General features: G+C 64.8%; 19 protein-coding genes and 4 pseudogenes. 15 read left to right on the forward strand and 8 right to left on the reverse strand.

All coding sequences use genetic code 11. From position 1 onward, the window contains the following. Positions 1-173: 173 nt before the first annotated feature. Genes ACSKB9_RS22085 through ACSKB9_RS22100 form a run of 4 tightly spaced genes read left to right on the forward strand, consistent with a single transcriptional unit; the run spans position 174 to position 2,313 of the window. Positions 174-674 (forward strand): phage tail protein, encoded by a 501-nt coding sequence (locus tag ACSKB9_RS22085; protein WP_225162022.1) that lies wholly within the window; start codon positions 174-176, stop codon positions 672-674. 12 nt (positions 675-686) lie between these two features. Then, positions 687-1,211: a phage tail protein gene (locus ACSKB9_RS22090; RefSeq protein ID WP_076834878.1), complete on the forward strand. Its 525-nt coding sequence runs from the start codon at positions 687-689 to the stop codon at positions 1,209-1,211. 12 nt (positions 1,212-1,223) lie between these two features. Beyond that, a complete protein-coding gene (locus tag ACSKB9_RS22095; RefSeq protein ID WP_057021215.1) occupies positions 1,224-1,757 on the forward strand; it encodes a phage tail protein in 534 nt (177 codons plus the stop codon). A 7-nt stretch (positions 1,758-1,764) separates the two neighbouring features. After that, positions 1,765-2,313 (forward strand): N-acetyltransferase family protein, encoded by a 549-nt coding sequence (locus ACSKB9_RS22100; protein WP_438075719.1) that lies wholly within the window; start codon positions 1,765-1,767, stop codon positions 2,311-2,313. Here the strand turns inward: ACSKB9_RS22100 and ACSKB9_RS22105 are convergent. Then, complete coding sequence (locus ACSKB9_RS22105; RefSeq protein ID WP_438075721.1) at positions 2,295-2,600, reverse strand: DUF6916 family protein; 306 nt, start codon at positions 2,598-2,600, stop codon at positions 2,295-2,297. The genes ACSKB9_RS22100 and ACSKB9_RS22105 overlap by 19 nt on opposite strands. 504 nt (positions 2,601-3,104) lie before the next feature. Between ACSKB9_RS22105 and ACSKB9_RS22110 the strand changes: the two genes are divergently transcribed. From ACSKB9_RS22110 to ACSKB9_RS22155, 10 genes and pseudogenes are all read left to right on the forward strand, one after another. Next, positions 3,105-4,259 carry an iron-containing alcohol dehydrogenase gene (locus tag ACSKB9_RS22110; protein ID WP_438075723.1) on the forward strand — a complete coding sequence of 385 codons (1,155 nt, stop codon included), beginning with the start codon at positions 3,105-3,107 and terminating at the stop codon, positions 4,257-4,259. An 88-nt stretch (positions 4,260-4,347) separates the two neighbouring features. Further along, a complete protein-coding gene (locus tag ACSKB9_RS22115) occupies positions 4,348-5,898 on the forward strand; it encodes an AMP-binding protein (protein ID WP_438075725.1) in 1,551 nt (516 codons plus the stop codon). Positions 5,899-6,018: 120 nt separating this feature from the next. Next, complete coding sequence (locus tag ACSKB9_RS22120; RefSeq protein WP_430640642.1) at positions 6,019-6,717, forward strand: DUF2270 domain-containing protein; 699 nt, start codon at positions 6,019-6,021, stop codon at positions 6,715-6,717. Positions 6,718-6,788: 71 nt separating this feature from the next. After that, the gene (locus ACSKB9_RS22125) at positions 6,789-7,427 is read left to right on the forward strand and encodes a TauD/TfdA dioxygenase family protein (protein WP_438075727.1); all 639 of its coding nucleotides are present in this window, start codon (positions 6,789-6,791) and stop codon (positions 7,425-7,427) included. Further along, positions 7,339-7,677: a TauD/TfdA dioxygenase family protein gene (locus ACSKB9_RS22130; RefSeq protein WP_438080342.1), complete on the forward strand. Its 339-nt coding sequence runs from the start codon at positions 7,339-7,341 to the stop codon at positions 7,675-7,677. Before ACSKB9_RS22125 ends, ACSKB9_RS22130 begins: the two co-directional genes overlap by 89 nt. Positions 7,678-8,093: 416 nt before the next feature. Next, entirely contained in the window at positions 8,094-9,689 is a 1,596-nt protein-coding gene (locus tag ACSKB9_RS22135; protein ID WP_438075729.1) for an ABC transporter substrate-binding protein, read from the forward strand. A gap of 229 nt (positions 9,690-9,918) precedes the next feature. Next, positions 9,919-10,866, forward strand: a complete 948-nt coding sequence (locus tag ACSKB9_RS22140) for an ABC transporter permease (protein WP_028335293.1) — start codon at positions 9,919-9,921, stop codon at positions 10,864-10,866. Between the two features lie 86 nt (positions 10,867-10,952). Continuing rightward, positions 10,953-11,846, forward strand: a complete 894-nt coding sequence (locus tag ACSKB9_RS22145; protein ID WP_016848340.1) for an ABC transporter permease — start codon at positions 10,953-10,955, stop codon at positions 11,844-11,846. Continuing rightward, positions 11,846-12,860: pseudogene (locus ACSKB9_RS22150) on the forward strand (ABC transporter ATP-binding protein). The gene ACSKB9_RS22145 and the pseudogene ACSKB9_RS22150 overlap by 1 nt, the downstream one beginning before the upstream one ends. Further along, a complete protein-coding gene (locus ACSKB9_RS22155; protein ID WP_438075732.1) occupies positions 12,857-13,849 on the forward strand; it encodes an ABC transporter ATP-binding protein in 993 nt (330 codons plus the stop codon). The pseudogene ACSKB9_RS22150 and the gene ACSKB9_RS22155 overlap by 4 nt, the downstream one beginning before the upstream one ends. A gap of 132 nt (positions 13,850-13,981) precedes the next feature. Here the strand turns inward: ACSKB9_RS22155 and ACSKB9_RS22160 are convergent, their stop codons facing one another. The 4 genes and pseudogenes from ACSKB9_RS22160 to ACSKB9_RS22175 all read right to left on the reverse strand — a co-directional run bounded on the left by ACSKB9_RS22160 (position 13,982) and on the right by ACSKB9_RS22175 (position 20,183). After that, positions 13,982-15,961 (reverse strand): acetyl/propionyl/methylcrotonyl-CoA carboxylase subunit alpha, encoded by a 1,980-nt coding sequence (locus tag ACSKB9_RS22160; RefSeq protein ID WP_438075734.1) that lies wholly within the window; start codon positions 15,959-15,961, stop codon positions 13,982-13,984. After that, a pseudogene (locus ACSKB9_RS22165) lies at positions 15,958-17,587 on the reverse strand (acyl-CoA carboxylase subunit beta). Before ACSKB9_RS22165 ends, ACSKB9_RS22160 begins: the two are co-directional and overlap by 4 nt. After that, positions 17,587-19,175: pseudogene (locus tag ACSKB9_RS22170) on the reverse strand (AMP-binding protein). The pseudogenes ACSKB9_RS22165 and ACSKB9_RS22170 overlap by 1 nt, the downstream one beginning before the upstream one ends. A gap of 141 nt (positions 19,176-19,316) precedes the next feature. After that, entirely contained in the window at positions 19,317-20,183 is an 867-nt protein-coding gene (locus ACSKB9_RS22175) for a 3-keto-5-aminohexanoate cleavage protein (protein ID WP_438075736.1), read from the reverse strand. 215 nt (positions 20,184-20,398) lie between these two features. Here ACSKB9_RS22175 and ACSKB9_RS22180 point away from each other — a divergent pair, with 215 nt between their 5' ends. After that, entirely contained in the window at positions 20,399-21,622 is a 1,224-nt protein-coding gene (locus ACSKB9_RS22180) for an ABC transporter substrate-binding protein (RefSeq protein ID WP_438075738.1), read from the forward strand. Positions 21,623-21,764: 142 nt separating this feature from the next. Here the strand turns inward: ACSKB9_RS22180 and ACSKB9_RS22185 are convergent. The 3 genes and pseudogenes from ACSKB9_RS22185 to ACSKB9_RS22195 form a co-directional block, all read right to left on the reverse strand. After that, a pseudogene (locus ACSKB9_RS22185) lies at positions 21,765-22,596 on the reverse strand (helix-turn-helix domain-containing protein). A gap of 175 nt (positions 22,597-22,771) precedes the next feature. Next, entirely contained in the window at positions 22,772-23,428 is a 657-nt protein-coding gene (locus tag ACSKB9_RS22190; protein ID WP_283066846.1) for a glutathione S-transferase family protein, read from the reverse strand. Beyond that, positions 23,428-24,597, reverse strand: coding sequence for an acyl-CoA dehydrogenase family protein (locus ACSKB9_RS22195; RefSeq protein WP_438075741.1), 1,170 nt, complete (start codon positions 24,595-24,597; stop codon positions 23,428-23,430). Before ACSKB9_RS22195 ends, ACSKB9_RS22190 begins: the two co-directional genes overlap by 1 nt. Between the last annotated feature and the right edge of the window lie 207 nt (positions 24,598-24,804).

Here is a 24,804-nt window from a genome sequence, read left to right on the forward strand (position 1 = left end):
TCTCGTCGCGAACTGCGAATGGCTCGCGCGGCCGCGGAATCGAAAAAATCGCGGAAACCAGACAATCGTTGAGGTTGCACTAGCCGCAAAACACGCTATCGTGCAGACGTTGCACACGCAGCATCATTGCTTCGAATTTTTCACAAATCGTACGACGTATTCGCGGAGGACCGATGGCCGATCCGTTTCTTTCCGAAGTCCGCATGATGTCGTTCGGCTTTGCGCCCAAGGGTTGGGCATTTTGCAACGGCCAACTGCTTCCCATCGCTCAGAATCAGGCACTGTTCTCGTTGCTAGGTACGACCTATGGCGGGGACGGGCGCGTCACTTTTGGCCTGCCCGACCTTCGAGGCCGGGTGCCGATAAGTATGGGCCCCGGCTATACGCTCGGCCAACGCGGCGGCGAGGAGAGCCACACGCTCACGATCAACGAGATGGCGCAGCACAATCATTTGGCCAACGCCACCAACAGCAACGGTAGCCAGCCGCTCGATTCGGGGGCCTATCTCGGTGCCTTCAACAACGGCTACAGCACGTCGACGACCGACATCACCCCGCTCAATCCATTGACCGTGGGCAATGCCGGCGGCAGCCAGGCCCATCAGAACATGCAACCGTTCCTGACGATCAATTTCAGCATTGCCCTCCAGGGCATTTTCCCCTCGCAGAATTGACGAGAAGCGCCGATGTCAGAATCCTATTTAGGCGAAATCCGTATGTTCGGCGGCAGCTTTGCCCCGGTCGGATGGAATTTCTGTGACGGCAGCCTGTTGGCGATCTCCCAGTACGACGCGCTGTTCAATCTGATCGGCACCACCTATGGCGGCGATGGCCAATCCACCTTCGCGGTCCCCGATCTGCGAGGCCGTGTGCCAATCCACACGGGCACCGCCAGCAGCGGCACGACCTATGCCATGGGGCAGACTGGCGGCGTCGAAAACGTAACACTCACGACGCAGACGATCCCGCAGCATTCGCACGCCTTCATCGCCGCGAAGCAGACCGGCACCGCGTCGAACCCGCAGGGAAATATTCTCGATCAGACGACCGGCACAATCGCGATGTATATCGACGGCCAGCCGCCCGACGGGCCCATGGCAGGCGGAATGCTGACGAATACCGGCGGAAACCTGCCGCACAGCAATTTGCAGCCGCTGCTTTGCGTCACCTTCATCATTTCGCTGTCCGGCATTTTCCCGAGCCAGGGTTAGGAGCGCGACACCATGGCCGACCCCTTCGTCGCCGAAATCCGCATCTTTCCGTTCAACTTCGCTCCCAAGGGCTGGGCCTTCTGCAGCGGCCAGATCCTGCCGATCTCGCAGAACACGGCGCTGTTTTCGCTGCTCGGCGTCACCTATGGCGGCAACGGCACCTCGAATTTCGCGCTTCCCAACATGCAGGGCAACGCGCCGCTGGCGCCCGGACAGGGCCCGGGGCTGTCGCTGTATGACCTCGGCGAGACCATCGGCTCCCCCAATGTGACGCTGCTGCAAAACCAGATACCGCAGCACAACCACCCCGTGAACGTCGGTACGCAGGACACGGCCGACGTTCAAGTCCCGAGCCCGACCCGCATCCTCGGCAAATCGGCCAACGCGTTCGCCTACGTGCCCGGGAGCCCGGCGCCAACACTGACGCAGATGAACGCCACCATGATCGGCATGACGGGCGGCAACCTTCCGCACAACAACATGCAACCTTACCTCACGCTGAACTTCTGCATCGCACTGCAGGGCGTCTTCCCGGCGCGAGGCTGAGCTCGTTTTGGCTCTCGACGCGCCAGGCACCATCACGCCCGCCTTCGGCTGGGCGCGCGCGGCCGAAGTCGGTTGCGGCTTTCGCCGCCTGTCGGAGGCGGACCTGCCGTTCCTCGGCCGCCTCTATGCCTCGACGCGCGCCGAGGAACTTGCGCCGGTGCCGTGGAGCGAGGCCGACAAGGCTGCCTTTCTCGAGCAGCAATTCCGCGCCCAGCACGCGCACTACCAGCAGCACTATCCGAACGCCGATTGGCTGGTGATCGCGCGCCAGGGTGAAGACGTCGGCCGGTTCTATCTCGAACGCTGGCCGAGCCAGCACCGCATCATCGACATCGCCTTCCTGCCCGAGCATCGCGGCAGGGGCTACGGCGAAGCGTTGCTGCGCGACGCGATCGACGAGGCGAAGGCCGCCGGCAAGGACGTCTCGATCCACGTCGAGAAGCTCAACCCGGCGATGCGGCTCTACCGGCGGCTCGGCTTCATCACGGAGGAAGACAAGGGCGTTTACGACCTGATGCGCTGGCGGGCGGCAGAGCGTCAGGTGAAGATCGCCTGATAACCATTGCCGTGCGCGACCGGACCGATCGGCACCAGGAACATCTCGATCACGCCCAATGCCGGATGCCGCACCGGATAGATAGCCTGCGGCAGCCACGCGCCCTTCGGCGCCGTGAACAGCAGCGAGAACGCGCCGCCCGGCCGGCCGCTGTTGCCCGCGGGCTCGACCTTGGCGAGCTTCAGCGGCACGACGCGATCCCTCTCCGCCCGCATCTCGAACTCCGCATCCTGATGCGGCGTGAAGTCGTCAATGTGCAGTTTCGCGAGATCGACGGTCGATGTCATGCGCACGTCCCTGTTGCTTTCGAGGTGTAACACACGCCGCGATGTTGCCGTCAAGATTTCTGCCGGTCATCCGATTTCGACCTGAAGCTTTCACCGTCATTCCGGGGCGCCCTCTGCTTCAAGGGGGAGGCAAGTAAACGCAAGACTCGGATGCAGCGCGCCGCGAGGATGCGGATGTATGACTCACGCGAGCGCCACATATTCGATGTCGTCCCGGGCAAGCCAACGGGTCGGCGCGAAGCGCCGCCCGATGACAGGCTCCGCGCGACCCGGGACCCATAACCACCGATGCCAATTGTTTAGCCAGCGCTCGGGCCACAGCTCACTTCAACAACGCAACCCTGTGGTTATGGGTCCCTGCTTTCGCAGGGACGACAGCGGAATGGGCGGCGCGACCGTATCAAACCACCGGCCCAGAGCCCTGATGACGGCCCCGATTTCCTCCGCTAACCTCGCCGCAAAGGTCCGCCAGCAAGGCGGACCGTGTTGAGGGAGGACAGGCGCTTGCATCAAGGCCGTGTCGTATTCGGTGCCATGGACGAGGTCGTGTTCGGGCGGCCCGCGCGTGAGGCCATCGTCGAGCAGCTGGACCGGATTGGCGCCGAGCGCGCCTTTCTGATGGTGTCGGGCACGCTGAACCGCGAGACCGACGAGATCGAAAAGGTTCGCGTGGCGCTTGGGCGCCGCTGCGTCGGCACCTTCGACAAGATGCCGGCGCATACGCCGCGCGCCGCGGTGATCGCGGCGGCGGAGCAGGCGCGCGGCGCGAAAGCGGATTTGATCGTCACGATCGGCGGCGGCTCGATCACCGACGGCGCCAAGGCGGTGCAGCTTTGCCTCGCCAACAACGTCACGACGTCCGACGGCATCGAGACGATCCGCACCCATGGCGGCGTCTCGCCCGCGATGAACCCACCGACCGTGCGCCAGATCAGCGTGCCGACCACCATCGCCGGCGGCGAGTTCTCGTCGATCGCCGGCGTCACCAACGAGGCCAAGCGGCAGAAGGAGATGCTGCGCCATCCGCTGGTGATGCCGCGTGCCACCATCCTCGATCCGGAACTGTCGGTGCACACGCCGGAATGGCTGTTCCTGTCGACCGGCATCCGCGCCGTCGACCATTGCGTCGAGGGCATTTGCTCGCGCGAGGCGCATCCTTACGGCGACGCGCAGGCGCTGAAGGGACTCGAGATGCTGGCGGCCGGCCTGCCGCGGGTGAAAGCCGACCCGAAGGATATTTCGGCGCGGATGGATTGCCAGATCGGCACCTGGCTCTCCACCGGCCCGCTTGCCTCGGGCGTGCCGATGGGCGCGAGCCACGGCATCGGCTACGTGCTCGGCGCCGAGTTCGACGTGCCGCACGGCTATACCTCGTGCGTGATGCTGCCCGCGGTGATGCGCTGGAACAAGCGCGACAATTCCGACCGGCAGGCGCTGGTCGCGGCCGCAATGGGACATGCGGGCGCGGACGCCGGCGACGTGCTTGACCGCTTCATCCGCGACCTCGGCATGCCGCGCAGCCTGCAGGAGGTCCACGTCGGCCCCGAGCATTTCGACCGCATCGCAAAGCAAGCGATGCGAACGCCCTGGGTGCCGCGCAATCCGCGCAAGATCGACGATCCATCCCAGGTTCGCGAGATTCTGGAGATGGCTGCATAGAGCGTTTTTCGAGCGAAGTGGGTACCGGTTCGCGTGAAGAAAACGCGTCAAACGAGAACAAGCACGATCAAGGGGGATCTGGAGTTCGATGTACACCGGCAAGCATGCTTACCTGCGCCCGCTGCAACCCGCCTTCATCATGGCCGGGACCGGCGAGACCGTCACCTATCGTGAACTCGAGGCGCGCTCCAACCGGCTCGCGCATCTGGTCCGCAAGCAGGGGCTGCGGCGGCTCGACCATTATTCGATCTTCATGGAGAACAACAACCGCTACCTCGAGGCCTGCGGCGCCGGCGAGCGCGCCGGGCTCTACTTCACCTGCGTCAACTCCTACCTCACCGCGGGCGAACTCGCCTACATCCTGACCAACAGCCAGTCGCGGATCCTGATCACCTCGAAGCTGAAGCTCGACATCGCGCGCGAGGCGCTGAAGGAGTGCCTGCGGGTCGAGCTCTGCATCGTGGTCGACGGCGAAAGCGAGAGCGATCGCATTGTCGGACTGCGAGAGGCCACCGCAGGCCTGCCGTCAACGCCGATCGCGGACGAATTTGCCGGCACCGCGATGCTGTATTCCTCCGGCACGACCGGCCGGCCCAAGGGCATCGTGCGGCCGCTGCCGGAGCAGCCGCCGTCGCAGAACCTGCCGCTGTTCGATTTCCTGACCAAGCTTTGGCACTACCGCGAGGGCATGGTCTACCTCTCGCCGGCGCCGCTCTACCACTCGGCGCCGCAGGCCGCGGTCAATCTCACCATCCGGATGGGCGGCACGGTCGTCATCATGGAGAGCTTCGACCCGGAGCGCTATCTGCAGCTGGTCGAGCAATGGGGCATCACCCACAGCCAGCTGGTGCCGACCATGTTCTCGCGTCTGCTGAAACTGCCCGAGGAGGTTCGCGCCCGCTACGATCTGTCGACCCTCGAGATCGCGATCCATGCCGCCGCGCCCTGCCCGACGCTGGTCAAGGACGACATGATCAAATGGTGGGGCCCCATCATCCACGAATATTACGGCGCGACCGAGGGGCTCGGCTTCACCGCCTGCAACAGCGAGGAGTGGCTCGCGCATCGCGGCACCGTCGGCAGGGTCCTGCTCGGCGATCTGCATATCCTCGACGAGAACATGCAGCCCTGCCCCAAGGGAACGCCAGGCACCGTGTGGTTCAAGACCGCCACGCCATTCGAATATTTCAACGACCCCGCCAAGACCAGCGAGGCGCGCTCGGCCGACGGCAGCATGAGCACGGTCGGCGACGTCGGCTATGTCGACGACGACAATTTCCTTTATCTCACCGATCGCGCCACCTTCATGATCATCTCCGGCGGCGTGAACATCTACCCGCAGGAATGCGAGAACCTCCTGATCACCCATCCCAAGGTCGTCGACGCCGCGGTGTTCGGCGTGCCCAATGTCGACCTCGGCGAGGAAGTGAAGGCGGTGGTGCAGCCGGTCGACGGCATCGCGCCGGGGCCGGAGCTCGCCGAGGAACTGATCGCGTTCTGCGCCGGCTCGCTGTCGCGCCAGAAGGTGCCGCGCTCGGTGGATTTCGAAGCCGAGCTGCCGCGGCTGCCGACCGGCAAACTCTACAAGCGCCTGCTGCGTGACCGCTATTGGGGCAACAAGACCTCGCGGATCGTGTGAGCGGCGGTGCGGCATCCGGACTGATGCTGCCAACCAAGCCGACGGACGCAACGGACTCGCCGGTCGCGCGGATTTCGCGCTATGCTCCGGGATCGTAAGCCAGCTTCGCCGGAGGCCGCCATGCCATTGCCCCAGCCGCGCGAGCCGGAGCCGGTGCAGGCCGGAAGGCTCGAATTCACTGCCGCCGAGATCGGTGCACTCGCCCATCTCTATCGTGGCGAGGTCTATCGCAGCACGGTCTGGCGCACCCGTCTCGACAGCTCGACCAACTGGGCGGTGGTCACGACCGGGATCGCGCTGTCGGCGACCTATAGCAGCGCAGAGGCTTCGCCCTTGCCGATGGTCCTGGTCGGACTGCTGGTAACCGTGTTTCTGCTATTCGAGGCGCGGCGCTATCGCTATTTCAACGTCTGGCGCGCCCGGGCGCGGTTGCTCGAAACCGATTTCTACGCGCCGATGATCCGCGGCGAGGGCCCCACACCGAACGCAGCCTGGACCGAACTGCTCGCCAACGACTACCGCCGCCCCAGCTATCACATCAGCTATGTCAGAGCGATCGGCCGGCGCCTGCGACGGACCTATGGCTGGATCTTCGCGATCCAGGCCATCGCTTATTACGGCAAGCTGGCGATCCACCCGCTGCCGCTGACCACGATGGGCGCGATCTGGGACCGCGCTTCGATCGGTCCGATTCCCGGAACCATCGTGATTCTGGCCGGTATCGCCTTCCACTCCAGCTGGGCGCTGTTCGCCTTCATTACACATCGCATCGAGGTCGCCGACCGGCGCACGCGGCACAATCTGATCGCAATGGGCTGAGGGGCCGCGTTGCCGATGGCGGGCTTTTCCCCTAACCTCGCCGCAACAACAAAGAAAAGGGAGGACTTGCGATGGAAGTGATCCCGCTGAAACCTGGTTTCGGCGCCGAGCTGCGCGGCGTCACGCTGTCGGACGTTGCCGCCAGCGATGCAGCCTATGCGGCGGTGCGCGCGGCGTTCGAGGAACATTCGGTGCTGGTGTTCCGCGGCCAGGACGTCAGCGACGACATCCAGCTCGCCTTCTCGCGCCGGTTCGGTCCGCCCGAGGTGACCAAGGTCGGCTCGATGGGCACCGGCTCGCATTTCGTGATCCTCTCGACCTTCGGGCCCGACGGCAAGGTGGTTCCATCCGATCACCGGCAGCAGCTGCGCGCCAGGGCCAACCAGCTCTGGCACACCGACTCTTCCTTCAAGCAGGTGCCGGCGCTGACCTCGATCCTGTCGGCGCGCATCATTCCTGAACATGGCGGCGAGACCGAATTCGTCTCGATGCGGCTTGCCTTCGAGCGGCTCGACAAGGACGCGGCAAGTCGGCTGGAGAACACGTTCGCCTGGCACTCCTACGCGCATTCGCGCAGCAAGGTGGCCACCGGCCTCGCAACGACTGAAGAAGTCGAACGCGCTGCCGCCGGTATGCTGGCGGATGGTCTGGCGCAATCCCGTCAACGGCCGCGGCGCGCTGTATCTTGCCTCCCATGCCTATGGCGTTGAGGGCATGGATGCCGAGGCCGGCAGGGCGCTGATCGAGCAATTGACCGAAGCCGCGACCGCGCCCGGCGTCAGCTATCTGCATCAATGGAAGCAGGGCGACGTCGTGATGTGGGACAACCGCGCCACCATGCATCGCGGCCGCCCCTGGCCGGCGCATGAGGGCCGCCTGATGATTCGCACCACGATCTCGGCGACCGAGGCCGATGGCGTCGCCAACATGCACCTGCCTTCGCCGCAGGCGGCGGAGTGAGGTGAATGCGAATGTTTCCCCGTCATCCTGAGGTGCGAGCGGAGCGAGCCTCGAAGGATGCACGGCCACCAGCTGGGCCGTCGATCCTTGGAGACGCGCTTCGCGCTCCTCAGGATGACGGAGAGCGTGTGCAGTGCGCGGCTTACATCGGCGACATACTGTCGCTGATTGCAGCCCGCTTCACGCCGCACACATCGGCATCGGCAACCGAATTCAAACGGAGTTTCGCCGCTGCATAGCAAAAACAACCCAGGTTCCCCGCAATCACAGCCATTATTCCCGATCCGTGGAAATTTTAATGTTGTGGGGTCATCCGAATTGCCAATCCCCGCGCGATCCTCGCTGGTTGCCCGACAGCCTCACCGTGGTATCGTCGATGCCAATCGGCCATTGAGACCGAAATGTGGGAGGGGACCATGCGGAGCGTGCAAGCGCTGGCCGTCGCGGTGTTGTCTGTGCTGATCATCAGCGACGTTTCACGCGCAGCCGAGCCGAAACCGGGCGGCATCTTCAGGATCTATCACCGCGACAGCCCCGGCAGCGCCTCGATCCACGAGGGCGCGACCTATTCGCTGAACGTTCCGTTCATGCCGATCTTCAACAATCTCGTCATCTTCGATCAGCACATCGCCCAGAACAGCACCAGCACGATCCGGCCCGAGCTTGCGGAAAGCTGGGCCTGGAGCGGCGACAACAAGACGCTGACCTTCAAGCTGCGCAAGGACGTGAAATGGCACGACGGCAAGCCGTTCACCGCCGCCGACGTCAAATGCACCTTCGACATGCTGATGGGCAAGTCGCAGCAGAAGTTCCGGCAGAACCCGCGCAAGTCCTGGTACGAGCAAGTCGAAGAGGTCACGACCAACGGCGACCATGAGGCGTCGTTCAAGCTGAAGCGGCCGCAGCCGGCGCTGCTGTCGCTGCTCGCCTCGGGCTACTCGCCGGTCTATCCCTGCCATGTGTCGCCGGCCGAGATGCGCACCAAGCCGGTCGGCACCGGCCCGTTCAAGTTCGTCGAGTTCAAGGCCAACGAATCGATCAAGCTCACCAAGAACCCGGATTACTTCAAGAAGGGCCTGCCTTATCTTGACGGTATCGAGTTCACCATCATCCCGAACCGCTCGACCGCGATCCTCGGCTTCGTCTCCGGCAAGTTCGACATGACGTTCCCGACCGAGGTCTCGATCCCGCTGCTCAAGGACGTCAAGTCGCAGGCGCCCAATGCGGTCTGCGTGGTGGAACCGAACAACGTCTCCACCAACATCATCATCAATTCGACCGCCCCGCCGTTCGACAATCTCGACATCCGCCGCGCGCTGGCGCTGGCGCTCGACCGCAAGGCGTTCATCCAGATCATGTTCGAAGGCCAGGGCGACATCGGCGGTACCATGGAGCCGGCGCCGGACGGGCTGTGGGCGATGCCGAAGGACATGCTGGAGCAGATCCCCGGCTACGGTCCCGACATCGAGAAGAACCGCGAGGAAGCCCGTAAGCTGATGCAGAAGGCGGGCTATGGCCCGGACAAGCACCTGCAGATCAAGGTCTCGACCCGCAACATCGCGGTCTATCGCGATCCCGCGATCATCCTGATCGACCAGATCAAGAGCATCTATATCGACGCCGAGCTCGACGTCGTCGACACCGCGCAATGGTTCCCGAAGATCGCCCGCAAGGACTATTCGCTCGGCCTCAACCTTACCGGCAATGCCGTCGACGAGCCCGATCAGTCGTTCTACGAGAACTACGCCTGCGGCTCGGAGCGGAACTACACCAACTACTGCAACAAGGAGATCGAGAAGCTGTTCGACCAGCAGTCGGAAGAGACCAACGTCGACAAGCGCAAGAAGCTGGTCTGGGAGATCGACAAGAAGCTGCAGGAAGACGTCGCGCGTCCGATCATCTTCCATGCCCGCACCGGCACTTGCTGGCAGCCTTACGTGAAGAATGTCACGATCATGTCCAACAGCTCCTATAACGGCTATCGTTACGAAGACGTCTGGCTGGATAAGTAAGTGAAAGCATAGATCGGATGAGGGCTGGCGTGCACAGGACTTCACCTCTCCCATCGGGAGAGGTCGCGCCGAAGGCGCGGGTGAGGGATCACGCTCCATCATGGAACCTGTGCCCCCTCACCCGGCGCTTAGCGCCGACCTCTCCCCGCTGGGGAGAGGTGAAGTCTTCGCCTAAGCAAGTTCTCGCAAGCATCGTTCCTTAGCACGTCGGCCAGAGGAGAGAGCCAGGGTGTTTGCCTATATCGTGCGGCGGCTGTTCCTGATGCTGGTGACCCTGTTCGGGATCTCGGTCATCATCTTCGTGCTGCTGCGCGTCGTTCCCGGCAACATCGTCGACATCCTGTTCGACGCCGCGGGCTTCGTCGACCCCGCCGACAAGGCCAATCTCGAGCGCGAGCTCGGGTTGAGCCAGCCGATCGTGATCCAGTATCTGCACTGGATCGGCGGCCTGCTGCACGGCGATCTCGGCTATTCCTACGTCTCGGAAAAGCCGGCGCTGGAGGAAATCCTGCCGCGGATTCCGATCACCGCGCGGCTCGCCGGGTTGGCGCTATTGTTCTCCGCCTCGATCGGTATTCCGCTCGGTGTCATCAGCGCCGTCCACCAGGGCTCACGGCTCGATTATGCGCTGCGCGTCGTCAGCCTCAGCGGCCTGTCGCTGCCGTCTTTCTGGCTCGGCCTCTTGATCTTGATGGCCTCGGTCTCGCTGTTCGGCACCATGCCGATCTTCAATCCGAACCCGAAAACCTGGCTCGAGGCGCTGACCATCTATGCCGTGCCGGCGATGGCGGTGGGCTTCCGCAGCGCGGCACTCACCATGCGCATCACCCGCTCCTCGATGCTGGAGATCCTGCGCCAGGACTATATCCGCACCGCGCGCGCCAAGGGCGCCTCCGAGGCCTCCGTGAACTATCACCACGCGCTGAAGAACGCGGTGCTGCCGGTCATCACCGTGATCGGCATCGAGGCCGCGTTCCTGATCGGCGGCCTGATCGTCACCGAGACCGTGTTCAACATCCCCGGCATCGCCCGCTTCCTGGTCGAGGCGCTGCGCTGGCGCGACTACCCGATCGTGCAGAACCTCGTGATGTTCATCGCCGTCGTCGTGGTGGTGGTGAACTTCATCGTCGACATGCTCTACGCGGCGATCGATCCACGTATCCGGTTTGGAGACTGAGCATGATCCGGAAAAGTGAGAACCGGTTTTCCCTGCGACAAACGCAAAGCGTTTGCGCTGAGATCATGCTCGACTAAAGAGGCCACGTGGCAACGATCAATTTCGACAGCGAATTGCGACGTGCCGGGGCCAACGCCACCGGTGGCTGGGGACGGTTTGCGTTCCTCGCGCAGCGCCATGTGCTCGGCACGGTCGGCCTCGTCATCATGCTGCTGTTCGTGCTGACCGCGATCTTCGCGAACGTCATCAGCCGGTACGATCCGCTCAGCGTCGATTCCGCGCACCGGCTGGCGGCGCCGTCCGCACTGCACTGGTTCGGCACCGACTCCTTCGGCCGCGATGTCTGGAGCCGCATCATCCATGGTGCGCGGATCTCGCTTGCGGTCGGCATCGGCTCGACGACGCTCGGCGCCACGCTCGGCGTGATCGTCGGCCTCGCCTCTGGCTATCTCTCCGGCTGGGTCGACCTCGTGTTCCAGCGGGTGACCGACATCCTGCAATCGCTGCCGCTCTTGGTGCTCGCACTCGTCATGACCGCGGCGCTCGGTCCCTCGCTGCCGAACGTGATCCTGGCGATCGCAATTCCCCTGATCCCGACGGTCGCGCGCGTGATCCGCGCCAACACGCTGGCGCTGCGCGAGCAGCCGTTCGTCGAGGCCGCCAAATCGATCGGCATGAGCGAGATGCGGATCGCGCTGCGCCACGTGCTGCCCAACACCATCGCGCCGCTGATCGTGCTCGCCACCGCGCAACTCGGCTCAACCATCCTGACCGAAGCGTCGCTGTCGTTCCTTGGCCTCGGCATCCCCGAGCCTTATCCGTCCTGGGGTCGCATGCTGTCCGAATCCGCCGCCGAATATGTCCGCACCGCGCCATGGCTGGTGATCTTCCCCGGCATTGCGATCAGCCTTGCGGTGTTCGGCACCAATCTGTTCGGCGACGCGTTGCGCGACATTCTCGATCCGAGGCAGCGCGGCTGATGAGCGAGGCCAAGACGCTCGATACGATTCTCGACGTGAAGAACCTGCAAACGGTGTTCTTCACCAACTCCGGCCTGTTCCGCGCGGTCGACGACGTCTCGTTCTCGGTCCGTCGCGGCGAGACGCTGGCGATCGTCGGCGAGTCCGGCTGCGGCAAGAGCGTCAGCGCGCTGTCGATCATGCGGCTGGTGCCCGATCCGCCCGGCCGCATCGTCGGCGGCTCGGTGACGCTCGAGGGCACCGATCTGCTGAAGCTCGACGATGCCGCGATGCGCGACATCAGGGGCAACCGCATCTCGATGATCTTCCAGGAGCCGATGACCTCGCTCAATCCGGTGATGCGGATCGGCGACCAGATCATTGAGGCGGTGCGGCTGCACCAGAAGGTCAGCAGCAAGGAGGCCTGGAAGCAGGCGGTCGAACATGCTGCGGCTGGTGCGGATTCCGGAGCCGGAGCGCCGCGCGCAGGAATATCCGCATCAGCTGTCCGGCGGCATGCGCCAGCGCGCGATGATTGCGATGGCGCTGGCGTGCCGGCCGGCGCTCCTGATCGCGGACGAACCGACCACGGCGCTCGACGTCACCATCCAGGCGCAGATCCTGGCGCTGATCGTCGATCTGCAAAAGCGGCTCGGCACCGGGCTGATCCTGATCACCCACGACCTCGGCGTCGTCGCGCAAACCGCGCAGCGCGTGATCGTGATGTATGCCGGCAAGAAGGTCGAGGAGGCGACGGTCGAAGCTTTGTTCGAGACGCCGCTGCACCCCTACACGCGCGGACTGATGGCCTCGATGCCGGCGGTGATCGCGCTCGGCGCGAAGACCGATGCGCGGCTGACCGAAATCCCCGGCATGGTGCCGTCGCTGACCAAGCTGCCGCCCGGCTGCGCCTTCGCGCCGCGCTGCAAGCTGGCGGTCGACCGCTGCCGTCAGGAATATCCGCCGCTCGACGAGATCAAGAGCAATCACTGGGCCGCGTGCTGGCGCGCCGGCGAGATGGCGGAGGCGTCATGACCGAACAGCGCCCGCTCCTCGAGGTGACCGACCTCGTCAAGCACTACGCGGTGCGCGGCGGTGTGCTGCGCCGGCAGGTCGGCACCGTGCATGCGGTCGACGGCGTCAGCTTCGCGCTCAGCGCCGGCGAAACGCTCGGCCTGGTCGGCGAATCCGGCTGCGGCAAGTCGACGGTGGCGCGCACCGTGCTGCGGCTGGTCGAGCCGACCAGCGGCGCCATCAAGCTGGATGGCGAGGACATCGCGCCGCTCAGCAAGACGGCGCTGCGGCCGTACCGGCGCTCGATGCAGATCGTGTTCCAGGATCCGTTCGCCTCGCTCAACCCGCGCATGACGGCCGGCGACATCGTCGGCGAGCCCCTCATCGTGCATGGCCTCGCGACCGGCGCGAAGAAGCAGGAACGCGTCGCGGAACTGTTCCAGCAGGTCGGCCTGCGGCCCGACCAGATGAAGAATTTTCCGCACCAGTTCTCCGGCGGCCAGCGCCAGCGCATCTGCATCGCGCGTGCGCTGTCGCTCGGGCCGCGGCTGATCGTCTGCGACGAGCCGGTGTCCGCGCTCGACGTCTCGATCCAGGCGCAGGTGATCAATCTGCTGATCGACCTGCAGCGCAAGCAGAATTTCTCATACCTGTTCATCGCGCATGATCTGGCGGTCGTCGCCCATATCAGCCACCGCGTCGCGGTGATGTATCTCGGCCGCATCGTCGAGATCGCCGACAAGCACGAGCTGTTCGCCAATCCACGCCATCCCTACACCCAGGCGCTGCTCGCCTCGGTGCCGATCGCCGACCCGAAGGCGAAACGCACCGCGCCCCTGATCGACGGCGATGTCCCGAGCCCGATCAATCCACCTTCAGGCTGCGCCTTCCACACCCGCTGCCGCTACGCGATGGATCGCTGCAAGAGCGAACGCCCGGCGCTGCAGGCGGCCGGCCCGGCGCATCAGGTCGCCTGCTGGCTGAATGACGGGACCGGGCGCGAGGAATAGTCCCCGTCGTCCCTGCGAAAGCAGGGACCCATAGCCACAAATGTTCGCTGTTGCGCCGCGCTGTGGCCCCAGCGCGCTCCAACGATCAGCTTCGCTGGTTATGGGTCCCGGCCTGCGCCGGGACGACGGCGGTTATGCGGCGGCCTCGATCTCCACCACGATCTTCCCCGTCGTCACCTGCTCCCCCTCGGCGACATCGATCGACGATACCGTGCCCGCGACGCCGGCGGTGTGGACATGCTCCATCTTCATCGCTTCCAGCGTCATCACCGGCTGGCCGGCCGCAACCTTGTCGCCCGGCTTCACCAGCACCGCGACGACCCGGCCGTTCATGGCGGCGCGGACCTTGCCGTCACCGCCGGCCGCCGTCGCGCTCTCCGGCGGCGCGAGGGTGAGATCGCGCACCGACAGCATGACGCCGCGATGCAGGATATAGAGCCGGTCGCCATCGCGCAGGAATTGGGCATGCTCCATCACCCCATCGTGGTGGAAGCGGATGCTGTCTTGACTAAGCTCGTCGATCACGAAGCTGAATCGGTCACCATCACGAGCCGCGATGTAGCTGCCGTCGCGCTCGCGGACAATCTCGATCTCCTGCACGCCGTGGCCGAGATCGATCCGCAGGCCGAGCGGGAATGTCGCTGCGAGCGACCGGCCGCGCTGCCATGGCGGTGCGTGCGGATTGGTGACGTAGAGCAGCAGCGCCGCAAGCGCGAGATCGCTGCCGCGATCCGGCCGCGGCGCCAGCAGCGCATCGCGGTTGTCGCCGACGAAGGCCGTGGTCGCCTCGCCCCTGGCAAAGACCGGATGGCGCAGGCAATCGATCAGGAAGCCCTGATTGGTGGTGACGCCGAAGGCCGTGGCCTGCTCCAGGGCACAAATCAGCTTGCCGCGCGCTTCATCGCGGGCCGTGCCATGGCTGATGACCTTGGCGATCATCGAATCATAGAACGGCGGAATCTCCGAGCCGGACTGCAGCGCGTGCTCCACGCGGATGCCGTCGGGCATTTGCCACCGCGCCATCGTGCCGGATTGCGGCATGAAATCGTGCGCGGCATCCTCCGAGCAGAGCCGGACCTCGATGGCATGGCCGGAGAACTTGATGTCCTCCTGGGTCAAGCCGAGCGGCGCACCACTGGCGACGCGCAGCTGCAATTCGACCAGATCGAGCCCGGTGATCGCCTCGGTGACGGGATGCTCGACCTGCAGCCGCGTATTCATCTCCATGAAGTAGAAATTGCCGGCGCGATCGAGCAAAAATTCCAGCGTGCCCGCACCCTCGTAGCCGATCGCCTTGACCGCCTGCACCGCGACCGCGCCCATCCGCGCGCGCAGCTCCGGCGTCACCGCCGGCGACGGCGCCTCCTCGACCAGCTTCTGGTGCCGCCGCTGCACCGAGCAATCGCGCTCGCCGAGATGGATGGCGTTGCCATGGCGGTCGCCGAACACCTGGATCTCGATGTGGCGGGGATTGACGATCGCGCGCTCCAGAATGACGGTCGGATCGCCGAACGCGCCCTGCGCCTCCGATCGCGCGCTGCGCAGCGCGTCGGGAAATGCCGCCGCGTCCTCGACCAGCCGCATGCCGCGGCCGCCGCCGCCGGCGACCGCCTTGATCATGACCGGAAAACCAATGGCCGTGGCTTCCGCCAGCATCACGGCATCGCTCTGGTCGGCGCCCTGATAGCCGGGCACGCAAGGCACACCGGCCTCGCGCATGATCTCCTTGGCGCCGGCCTTGTTGCCCATCGCAAGGATCGCTTCCGGCGACGGACCGATGAACACCAGACCCGCATCGCGGCAGGCCTGCGCAAAATCCTCGTTCTCGGCGAGGAAGCCATAGCCGGGATGCACCGCGCCGGCGCCGCTCGCCTTGGCGGCGGCGATGATCGCGTCGATCTTCAGATAAGATTGCGCCGGAAGCGCCTCGCCGATCCGCACCGCCTGGTCGGCCTCGCGCACATGCAGCGCATCACGGTCGGCGTCCGAATAGACCGCGACGACGCCATGGCCGAGCCGCCGTGCCGATCGCATGATGCGCAGCGCTATCTCGCCGCGATTGGCGATCAGGATCTTGAAGAACGGCGTCCGCTTCACGATTGCCCCGCTCATGGCCGCGCCACCGAGAACTGCATGCGCTGCGGGCTGCGGGCCTCGGCCTCGCGGCAGATCGAAAGCACCTCGGCAAGCACCGTCCGCGTGTCGCGCGGATCGATCACTCCGTCGTCGAGCACCCGGGCGCTGGTCGAGAACACGTCCATCTGGCTGTCGAACACCCCGGTGATCTGCGCCTTCATCGCGTCCAGCTTCTCCCTCTCGATCGGCTTGCCGCGCCGCGCGGCGGCGGCCTCAGTCACGATCGCCATGGTTTCGGCGGCCTGCTCGCCGCCCATCACGGCGGTCTTGGCGTTGGGCCAGGAGAAGCAGAAGCGCGGATGGAAGCCGCGGCCGCACATGCCGTAATTGCCGGCGCCGAACGAGGCGCCGCAATACAGCGTGATCTGCGGCACCGTCGCCGAGGTCACCGCCTGGATCATCTTGGAGCCGTGCTTGATCATGCCGGCCTCTTCATAGGCCCGGCCCACCATGTAGCCGGTGGTGTTGTTCATGTAGAGGATCGGTGTGCGCGACTGGCAGCAGGCCTGGATGAAGTGCGTCGCCTTGTTGGCGCCGGGCACGTCGAGCGGACCATTATTGGTGATGATGCCGATCGCCTGCCCCTCGATGCGCGCGTGGCCGCAGACCGTCGCCGGGCCGTAATTGGCGCCGAACTCGGTGAAGTCGGAATCGTCGATGAAGCGCGCAATCGCCTGGCGCATGTCGACGGGGCGCTTGTGATCCATCGGCATGATGCCGAGCAGTTCCTCGGCGTCGTAACGTGGCGGCTTGAACGCGACCGGTTCGGCGGCCGGCCGATCCCAAGAACGATCCCAAGGCAGCTTGGCCATGAGCTCGCGCGCGATGCGGAGCGCATCGCGGTCGTCCTCGGCGAGATAATCGCCGAGACCGGGAGATCTGGGTGTGCATCTCGGCGCCGCCGAGCTCCTCCTCGGTCGCGATCTCGCCGGTGGCCGCCTTGAGCAGAGGCGGCCCGGCAAGGAACGCGCGGGTGCGGCCGCGCACCATCACGATGTAGTCGGAGAGACCGGTCTGGTAGGCGCCGCCCGCGGTCGAGGAGCCGTGGGTGACGGTAACGACGGGAAGCCCTGCCGCCGACAGCCGCGCCAGGTTGCGGAAGATGTTGCCGCCACGGACGAAGTCCTCGACACGGTAGCGCAGCAGGTTGGCGCCGGCGCTCTCGACCAACTGCACATAGGGCAGCTTGTTCTGCAGCGCGAGCTCCTGCACCCGCAGCGTCTTGTCGAGGCCGTAAGGCTGCAATGCGCCCGCGTCGATGCCGGCATCATTGGCGCTGACCATGCAGCGGATGCCGGAGACGAAGCCGATGCCGGCGACCAGTCCGCCGCCGGGCACGCTCTTGTCCGCATCCGCTACGTCGAACATGTAACCGGCGAGCGTCGACAGTTCGAGGAAGGGCGAACCGGGATCGAGCACCAGCGCGACTCGCTCGCGTGGCAATAGCTGGCCGCGCTTGTGGAAGCGGTCCTTTGCCGCGGCGGAGGCTGCGCGCGTCCGCTCCTCCAGGGCGCGCATCCGGGCGATCAGCGCCAGCATGCCGTCGCGATTGCCCTGGAAGGCGGCGCTGCCGGTGGAAATCGTGTTCTCGATGATGGCCACTAGGCGCGCTCCACAAAATGCCCACTGTATTGCTGCCGTAGCTCGACCTTGCGCAGCTTGCCGGTCGCGGTCATCGGCATCTCCTCGAGGATACGCACCAGCTTCGGCACCTGGAAGCCGCCGAGATGCTTTCTGCAATGCGCCTCGATGCCGGCCTCGTCGGCCACCGCGCCGGGTTTCAGCTTGACGAAGGCGGAGACCGCCTCGCCCCATTGGGGATGCGGCAGGCCGACCACGGCGGCGTTCTGCACGGCGGGGTGCGCCAGCAACGTCTCCTCGATCTTGACGGAGGCAACGTTCTCGCCGCCCGACTTGATCATATCCTTCTTGCGGTCAAGGAACAGCACCTCGCCATTGCCGTCGATCAAGGCTAGATCGCCGGTATGGTGCCGACCGAACTTGCGCGCCTCCTCGGTCGATTTGGGGTCCTTGTAGTAACCCATCATCACGTTGGGCCCGCGATGCACGAGCTCGCCGCGCGGCAGCAGGTTGCCATTGTCGTCCATGATCGCGGTCTCGTTGACGATCAGCGATTCGCCCAATAGTTGCCGAAACGGTCGAGCTGAACCTCCGGGCGGGACATCGTCGTCGCCGGATACATCTCGGTCTGGCCGCTGGATAGCACGAAGTTCGGACAGAGATCGGCCATGGCGCGCTCGAGCAACGGCTTGCCCATCGGCGCCATGGTGTAGATGCAGCAGCGCAGGCCCGACAGGTCGTAGTCGCGGCGGCGCGGATGATCGAGGATCGCCTGATACATCAAGGACAGGCCGACGAACACGGTGAGCTTATCGCGCACGATCGCCTCCATGCAAACCACCGGATCGAAGCCGCGCATCAGCGCCATGCGGCCGCCGACCGAGAGATAGCTGAGCAGCAGCACGTGGCCGGCGCAGTGGAACAGCGGAAACTGCCCGGTGATCCCGTCATCGCGCGAGAGCTGCATCTCGATACAATTGCTCATCACGGCCATGACAACGGCGAGGTGACAATGCATCGCGCCCTTCGGCCGCGAGGTCGTGCCTGACGTATAGATGATCATCGCGAGGTCGCGGTCGTTGATCTCGATGTCAGGCTCGATATCGGACTGTCCCTCCAGCAGACCGTTGAACTCCTGCAATCCGGTCTTGCCGGCATTGCCGGTCAGATCGATCGCGATCATCTCCATGCCGCGCGCTTCCAGCGCGGCGCGGCGGTCGGCCTGGGCATGAAGGGCGTCATCGATGATGGCGAAACGCACCTCGGCATGGCCGAGGATGTAGTCCATATCAGCCGGTCCGAGCATGGTGTTGATGGGCACCCAGACCAGCCCGGCGCGGTGAATGCCGAACAGCGCTTTGACGAATTCGACAGAGTTGTTGCAGATGGTCGAAATCTTCTCGCCCGGCTTCAGCCCGCGCTGCACCAGATGATTGGCGAAGCGATTGGCGTCGCGCTCGAGTTCGGTGAAGGTGACCTGCCTGCTGCCGTCGGTCAGCGCGATGCGATCCGGAAACCGCCGCGCGGCGCGCTTCAACAGGTCGCCGATCGCGACCCGGCCGATACGACCCGGCCCGGTGACGCCGCCGGTTGCTGCGAGATTGTGCATGCTTGGTTCTCCTATCAACCGTCATTGCGAGGAGCTCGCGACAAAATTGCAAAGCAATTTTGCGCTGAAGCGACCAAGCAATCCATACCTTCCACGCGGAAGATGGATTGCTTCGCTTCGCTCGCAATGACGGGGCAGCGCCTAGTGCCTCACCCCGAAAATCTGCCGCGCTTCCGCCGGGCTCGCAATCTCGCGGCCGGCGCGGCGCGCGCAGGCGGCGAGCCCTTCGACGAGTTGCCCGTTCGACGTCACCTTGGTGCCGTCGCCGAGATAGAACGTATCCTCGAGCCCGCTGCGCAGATGACCGCCGAGATCGGCGGCCCGCTGGTGCAGCGGCCAGATCTCGGCACGGCCAATCGCGGTGACCTGCCAATGCGCCTCCGGCGCCTTCAGCTTCAACAGGATCGGCAGCAGCTCCGGATCGGCCGGCATGCCCGAGGCGACGCCCATCACGAAATTGTATTCGAGCGGACCGGAATACATCCCGGTCTGCCGGTACATCCCGACGCAGCGCACGATACCGACATCGAAGCACTCGAATTCGGGAATGGTGCCGGCCGCCTTCATCACGTCGAGATAGTCCTGCACCTTCTCGACCGCGTTGTCGAACATCATCGGCGGCCAGGCCCAGGTGTTGTCAGCCTTCACCTTGAGATAATTCAGCGAGCCGGCATTGCAGGCGGCGATCTCGGGCCGCGTCTCGCGCACGCAATCGAGCGCGCCCTGGTAGTTCGGGCCAGAGGTGCCGGTGGTGTGGTTGATGATCACGCCGGGGCAGGCCTCGCGGATCGCCTGCTGGATCTCCTTGCTGATGCCGACATCCCACGACGGCAGGTGGCCCTTGTTCGGCTCCTGCTGCCGCAGATGGATGTGCATGATGCTGGCGCCGGCGTTGAACGCGGCCTTGGCCTCGCGCGCCATCTGTTCCGGCGTCACCGGAACGTTGTGCTGCTTCGGGTCGGTAAGCACGCCGTTCAGCGCGCAGGTGATGACGGCCTTGTCGCTCATGGGTCTCTTGTCCGCTTTTGCGGCGCACATGCGCTGCTGATTTCGCCATGATGAGAACTTTGCCTTCGCGCCATCTTGCGTTGACTGGCTAAGTGGATGCGCTCACGGCACAATCCGTCGTCAGCCGGTTAACACAAGACGCGGCGCCCGCGTGTCGCCTAACCTTGCTGCCAAGCAGAAGCGGCGCAGCAAGCCGGCTTCACGGGGAGAACGTCATGGTCTCGATCAACCGGCGCAGATGGCTCACAGGCGCGGCAGGCGCGGGACTTGCCGCAGTCGCGGGTCTTAAGCCTTCGCTGGCCGACGACACGCCAGGCGTCACCGCGACCGAGATCAGGATCGGCAGCACCACCTCCCTGAGCGGCCCGGTATCGGCGCTCGGCGTGCAGGCGCGCTGCCAGGAAGCCTATTTCAAGATGCTGAACGAGCAAGGCGGCATCGCCGGCCGACAGATCAAGTACATCTACTACGACGATGCATTCAATCCGGCGAAGACGGTCGAACAGGTGCGCCGCCTGATCGAAAGCGACAATGTCGCCTTCTTGTTCAACATGCTCGGCACCGCGCCGAACTCGTCGGTCGTCAAATACATCAACGCCGCCAAGGTGCCGCACCTGTTTCTGTCGGTGAACGGCGACAAATGGGGCGACCACAAGACCTATCCCTGGACCATGGGCTTTGCGCCGAGCGCGCGGACCGAGGCGCAGGTGTTCGTCAAATATGCACTGAGCCAGAACAGGAACGCGAAATTCGCGGTGCTCTACCAGAACGACGACCTCGGCAAGGATTTCGTCGCCGGCGCCAAGGACGTGCTCGCCGAGCGGTTCGCGACCGCGGCCGTGGTGGCCTCGCACGAGGTCACCGATCCCACGATCAATTCCCAGATCGTTGCGCTGCGCGGCGCCAATCCCGATGTGCTGATCTCCGGCACCACGGCAAAGTTCTGTGCACAGTCGATTCGCAAGATCTATGAGCTCGGCTGGAAGCCGATGCACTTCATCGCCAGCGGCGCCGCCTCGATCTCCTCGACCATCGCGCCTGTCGGCCTCGACAAGTCGCAGGGCACGATCTCGTCGGCCTATGTCAAGGACGTCGCCGACCCCGCCTGGGCCAATGATCCCGGCGTGAAGAACTTCCTCGCCTTCATGGAGAAGTACTTCCCCGACGGCAATCCGAAGGAAGGCTACAACCTCTACGCCTACACCGTGGCGCAGGTGCTGAAGATCGTGCTCGAGCAGTGCAAGGGCAATTTCACGCGCGACAACATCATGGCGCAGGCCAACAACCTGAAGGACATCGAGGTCCCGACGCTGTTGCCCGGCATCCGCGTCAACACCAGCCCGACCAATCATCACCCGCTGCAGCAGCTTCAGCTGCAACGGATCGAAGGTCCGGGCTGGCTGCGGTTCGGCGAGGTGATTCAGGGCGCGAATCTCTAACCGTCGTCCCGGCGAAAGCCGGGGCCCATACCGCGTGATCTATCTGTGATGCGGGATGGCAGAGGCCTTTTGAAACAATAACCGGCTGTGGTTATGGGTCCCGGCTCCCGTGCGCAATTGCGCACTAGGCCGGGACGACGATCTAAGTCAGCGCGCGCTCGCTCGCGGTTTGCCCGGTGCGGTAGATCGCAAGGTCCCGCGAGCCGGAGAAGATCGCGCGCGGCTTCAAGCCATAGAAGCGGCGGATCGAGTGGCTGAAATGCGTGCTATCGGGATAGCCGATATCCTGCGCGAGATGCGCGAGGTTGATGTCCTGGTTGGCGAAGTGCAGCAGATGCCGCGCGCGCTTCCAGGCGCGGAAGGAGCGGAACGAGATCCCGGTCTCCTCCTTGAACAGATGCAGGAAGCGCGAGGGCGATAGCCCGGCCTCGGCGGCGCAGCCTGCCGCGGTCACCGGCTCGCCGGAGAATTGCCCGATGCGGCCGATCGCGCGCACGACACGCGGATCGAGCACGCGCTGCGGCAGCGCGTCGCCGAAGCACATGGTGTCGAACTCGGCATTCGCGATCGCGTCGCGATGCTGCATCTCGGCGAGCGTCGCATAAGCGTTGCGAATGCGATTGGCGAACAGATGGGAGTCCGATCCTTGCAGACGGCGGGCGACGGCTTCGAGCGTGCCGTCGGGCACGCTTTCCGGCTCGATCGCGACGCAGATCGCCGAGCGATATTCGCTGGTGATGGTGTGGCGCAGGTTCGGCATCGTCACCGCGAGCTCGCCATGCGAACTCGCGGCCTTCGCTGGTCGACAGATGCAAGCCGTCGCGGATCGCGACATAGACATGGAATGCACCGGGACAGCGCTCGCGCGGGCGTCCGAGCAGCCCGGCATAGAACACCCGTTCCGGCGTGATCAGCATCCGGTGACCGGATTGCTGGCTGGAGCTCTGGCACTTCGCGTCCACGATCGCGTCCATGGCGGTTCCTCCTCGCGCGGCTCTTTGGGCCGCTGCGGCGGAGCTACCATAACGCAAATTCGCACGCTGTCACCGATGCGAAATGTCGTCATTCCGGGGCGCATCGAAGATGCGAGCCCGGAATCTCGGGATTCCGGGTTCGATGCTGACGCATCGTCCCGGAATGACGGAGAAGTTATGGCCGCGCCCGCGGCGCAACGTTCTGTTCCTGACCGGCTTTTTGCTCCGCCGCGACCGCGCGCTGGTAACCGTCGCGCTGCTGCAGCCGCGCCCAATAGGCCGCGACATTCGGCCCGAAATCCTTGGCGAGGCCGATATTGCTGGCAAGACGGAGCGCATAACCGTTAGCGATGTCGGCCGCGGTGAAGCGTTCCGCGCAGAGGAATTCCGACTTCGCGGCGGCGGCCTCGACCGCGCGCAGGCGGCCCAGGAACCATTTTGCATAATCGCCCGAGACCTGCGGGTTGCGCCGCTCCTCCGGCTCAAGCTGGCTGTAGCGGAGCACCAGCGTCTGCGGGAAGGTCAGCGTCGCGTCGGAAAAATACATCCAGTTCAGGAACGCGCCATAGGCCGGCTCGTCGACGCCGACGATCAGCGGCGTCGGGCCGTATTTGGTGCCGAGATAATGGCAGATGCCGGAGGACTCCGTCATCCTGGTCTCGCCATCGATCATGAACGGGATGGTGCCGAGCGGATTGATGCCGAGATATTCCTTGGCGAACACGCGCGGCGGGAACGGCAGCATCTTCAGCTCATAGGCAAGCCCGAGCTCCTCCAGCATCCACAGCGGACGGAACGAGCGCGCGGCGTCGCAGTGATAGAGCGTGATCATCAGGCGTTTACCTTTTGCTTCAGGCCAGGCAGCGTGCCCATCATCTTGCACAATACCATGAGCATGACCTCGTCGGCGCCGCCGCCGATCGAGGTCAGGCGGCTGTCGCGATAGGCGCGGCTGACCGGCGTCTCGTTGGTGAAACCCATGCCGCCCCAATATTGCAGGCAGGCATCGGTAAGCTCGCGGCCGAGCCGGCCGGCCTTCAGCTTGGCCATGGTCGCGAGCCGCGTCACGTCCTCGCCGGCCACCAGCGCCTCGCCGGCACGATAGATCAGCGAGCGCAGCAGCTCGACCTCGGTCTGCATTTCCGCGAGCTTGAAGTGCACCACCTGGTTGTCGAGGATCGAGCCGCCGAACGCCTTGCGGTTGCGAGTGTAGTCGATGGTCTCGTTGATGATGAATTCATGCGCCTTCAGGCAGGCGGCCGCACCCCACAGCCGCTCCTCCTGGAACTGGATCATCTGGTAGGTGAAGCCCCGGCCCTCCTCGCCGATCCGGTTACGCTTGGGGACCCGGACATTGTCGAAGAAGATCTGCGCCGTATCCGACGAACGCATGCCGAGCTTGTCGAGCTTGCGCGCGATCTGCACGCCCTTGGTCTTCATGGGCACACAGATCAGCGACTTGTTGCGATGGACCGGGCCGTCGCTGGTGTTGGCGAGCAGGCAGATCCAGTCGGCCTGGGTGCCGTTGGTGATCCACATCTTGCCGCCATTGATGACGTAGTCGTCGCCGTCGGCGCGCGCACTGGTCTTTATCGAGGCGACGTCGGAGCCGGCACCGGGCTCAGAAACGCCGATGCAGGCGACCTGATCGCCGGCAATCGCGGGGCTGAGGAATTCGCGCCGCACCTCGTCGGAGCCGAACCGCGCCAGCGCTGGCGTCGCCATGTCGGTCTGCACCCCGATCGCCATCGGCACGCCGCCGCAGGTGATAGCCCCCAACTCCTCGGCCATCATCAGCGCGTAGGAATAATCCAGTCCCTGGCCGCCGAACTCGACGGGCTTGTTGAGGCCGAGGAAGCCGAGATCGCCGAGCTTCTTGAACAGCTCATGCGCCGGGAAGATGTCGGCCTTCTCCCATTCGTCGACATGGGGATTGATCTCGGCCGCGATGAACTTTTGTAGAGCGCGGCGCGGTTCGTCGTGGTCGGCGGTGAAGAGCATGTTCTCGAACTATCCTTTGTCATTCCGGGGCGATGCGAAGCATCGAACCCGGAATCTCGATCCATTACCTCTGGATTCCGGGTTCGCGCTGGCGCGCGCCCCGGAATGACCTTGCCTTCTCACCTCCCCGTGAAAGGGGGAGGTCGGCACGTTCGGCTATGCCGAGCGGGCCGGGTGGGGGTCAAACTGAGCAGTCCGACTCGCGGC

The organism is Bradyrhizobium sp. BR 1433 (assembly GCF_051547665.1).
GTDB lineage: Bacteria > Pseudomonadota > Alphaproteobacteria > Rhizobiales > Xanthobacteraceae > Bradyrhizobium > Bradyrhizobium australafricanum.

Bases quoted from the DNA above. Each gene is read 5' to 3' on its own strand.
- ACSKB9_RS22085 (WP_225162022.1), top strand. From the start codon at position 174: ATGGCCGATCCGTTTCTTTCCGAAGTCCGCATGATGTCGTTCGGCTTT.
- ACSKB9_RS22090 (WP_076834878.1), top strand. From the start codon at position 687: ATGTCAGAATCCTATTTAGGCGAAATCCGTATGTTCGGCGGCAGCTTT.
- ACSKB9_RS22095 (WP_057021215.1), top strand. From the start codon at position 1,224: ATGGCCGACCCCTTCGTCGCCGAAATCCGCATCTTTCCGTTCAACTTC.
- ACSKB9_RS22105 (WP_438075721.1), bottom strand. From the start codon at position 2,600: ATGACATCGACCGTCGATCTCGCGAAACTGCACATTGACGACTTCACG.
- ACSKB9_RS22115 (WP_438075725.1), top strand. From the start codon at position 4,348: ATGTACACCGGCAAGCATGCTTACCTGCGCCCGCTGCAACCCGCCTTC.
- ACSKB9_RS22120 (WP_430640642.1), top strand. From the start codon at position 6,019: ATGCCATTGCCCCAGCCGCGCGAGCCGGAGCCGGTGCAGGCCGGAAGG.
- ACSKB9_RS22125 (WP_438075727.1), top strand. From the start codon at position 6,789: ATGGAAGTGATCCCGCTGAAACCTGGTTTCGGCGCCGAGCTGCGCGGC.
- ACSKB9_RS22135 (WP_438075729.1), top strand. From the start codon at position 8,094: ATGCGGAGCGTGCAAGCGCTGGCCGTCGCGGTGTTGTCTGTGCTGATC.
- ACSKB9_RS22155 (WP_438075732.1), top strand. From the start codon at position 12,857: ATGACCGAACAGCGCCCGCTCCTCGAGGTGACCGACCTCGTCAAGCAC.
- ACSKB9_RS22160 (WP_438075734.1), bottom strand. From the start codon at position 15,961: ATGAGCGGGGCAATCGTGAAGCGGACGCCGTTCTTCAAGATCCTGATC.
- ACSKB9_RS22175 (WP_438075736.1), bottom strand. From the start codon at position 20,183: ATGAGCGACAAGGCCGTCATCACCTGCGCGCTGAACGGCGTGCTTACC.
- ACSKB9_RS22180 (WP_438075738.1), top strand. From the start codon at position 20,399: ATGGTCTCGATCAACCGGCGCAGATGGCTCACAGGCGCGGCAGGCGCG.
- ACSKB9_RS22190 (WP_283066846.1), bottom strand. From the start codon at position 23,428: ATGATCACGCTCTATCACTGCGACGCCGCGCGCTCGTTCCGTCCGCTG.
- ACSKB9_RS22195 (WP_438075741.1), bottom strand. From the start codon at position 24,597: ATGCTCTTCACCGCCGACCACGACGAACCGCGCCGCGCTCTACAAAAG.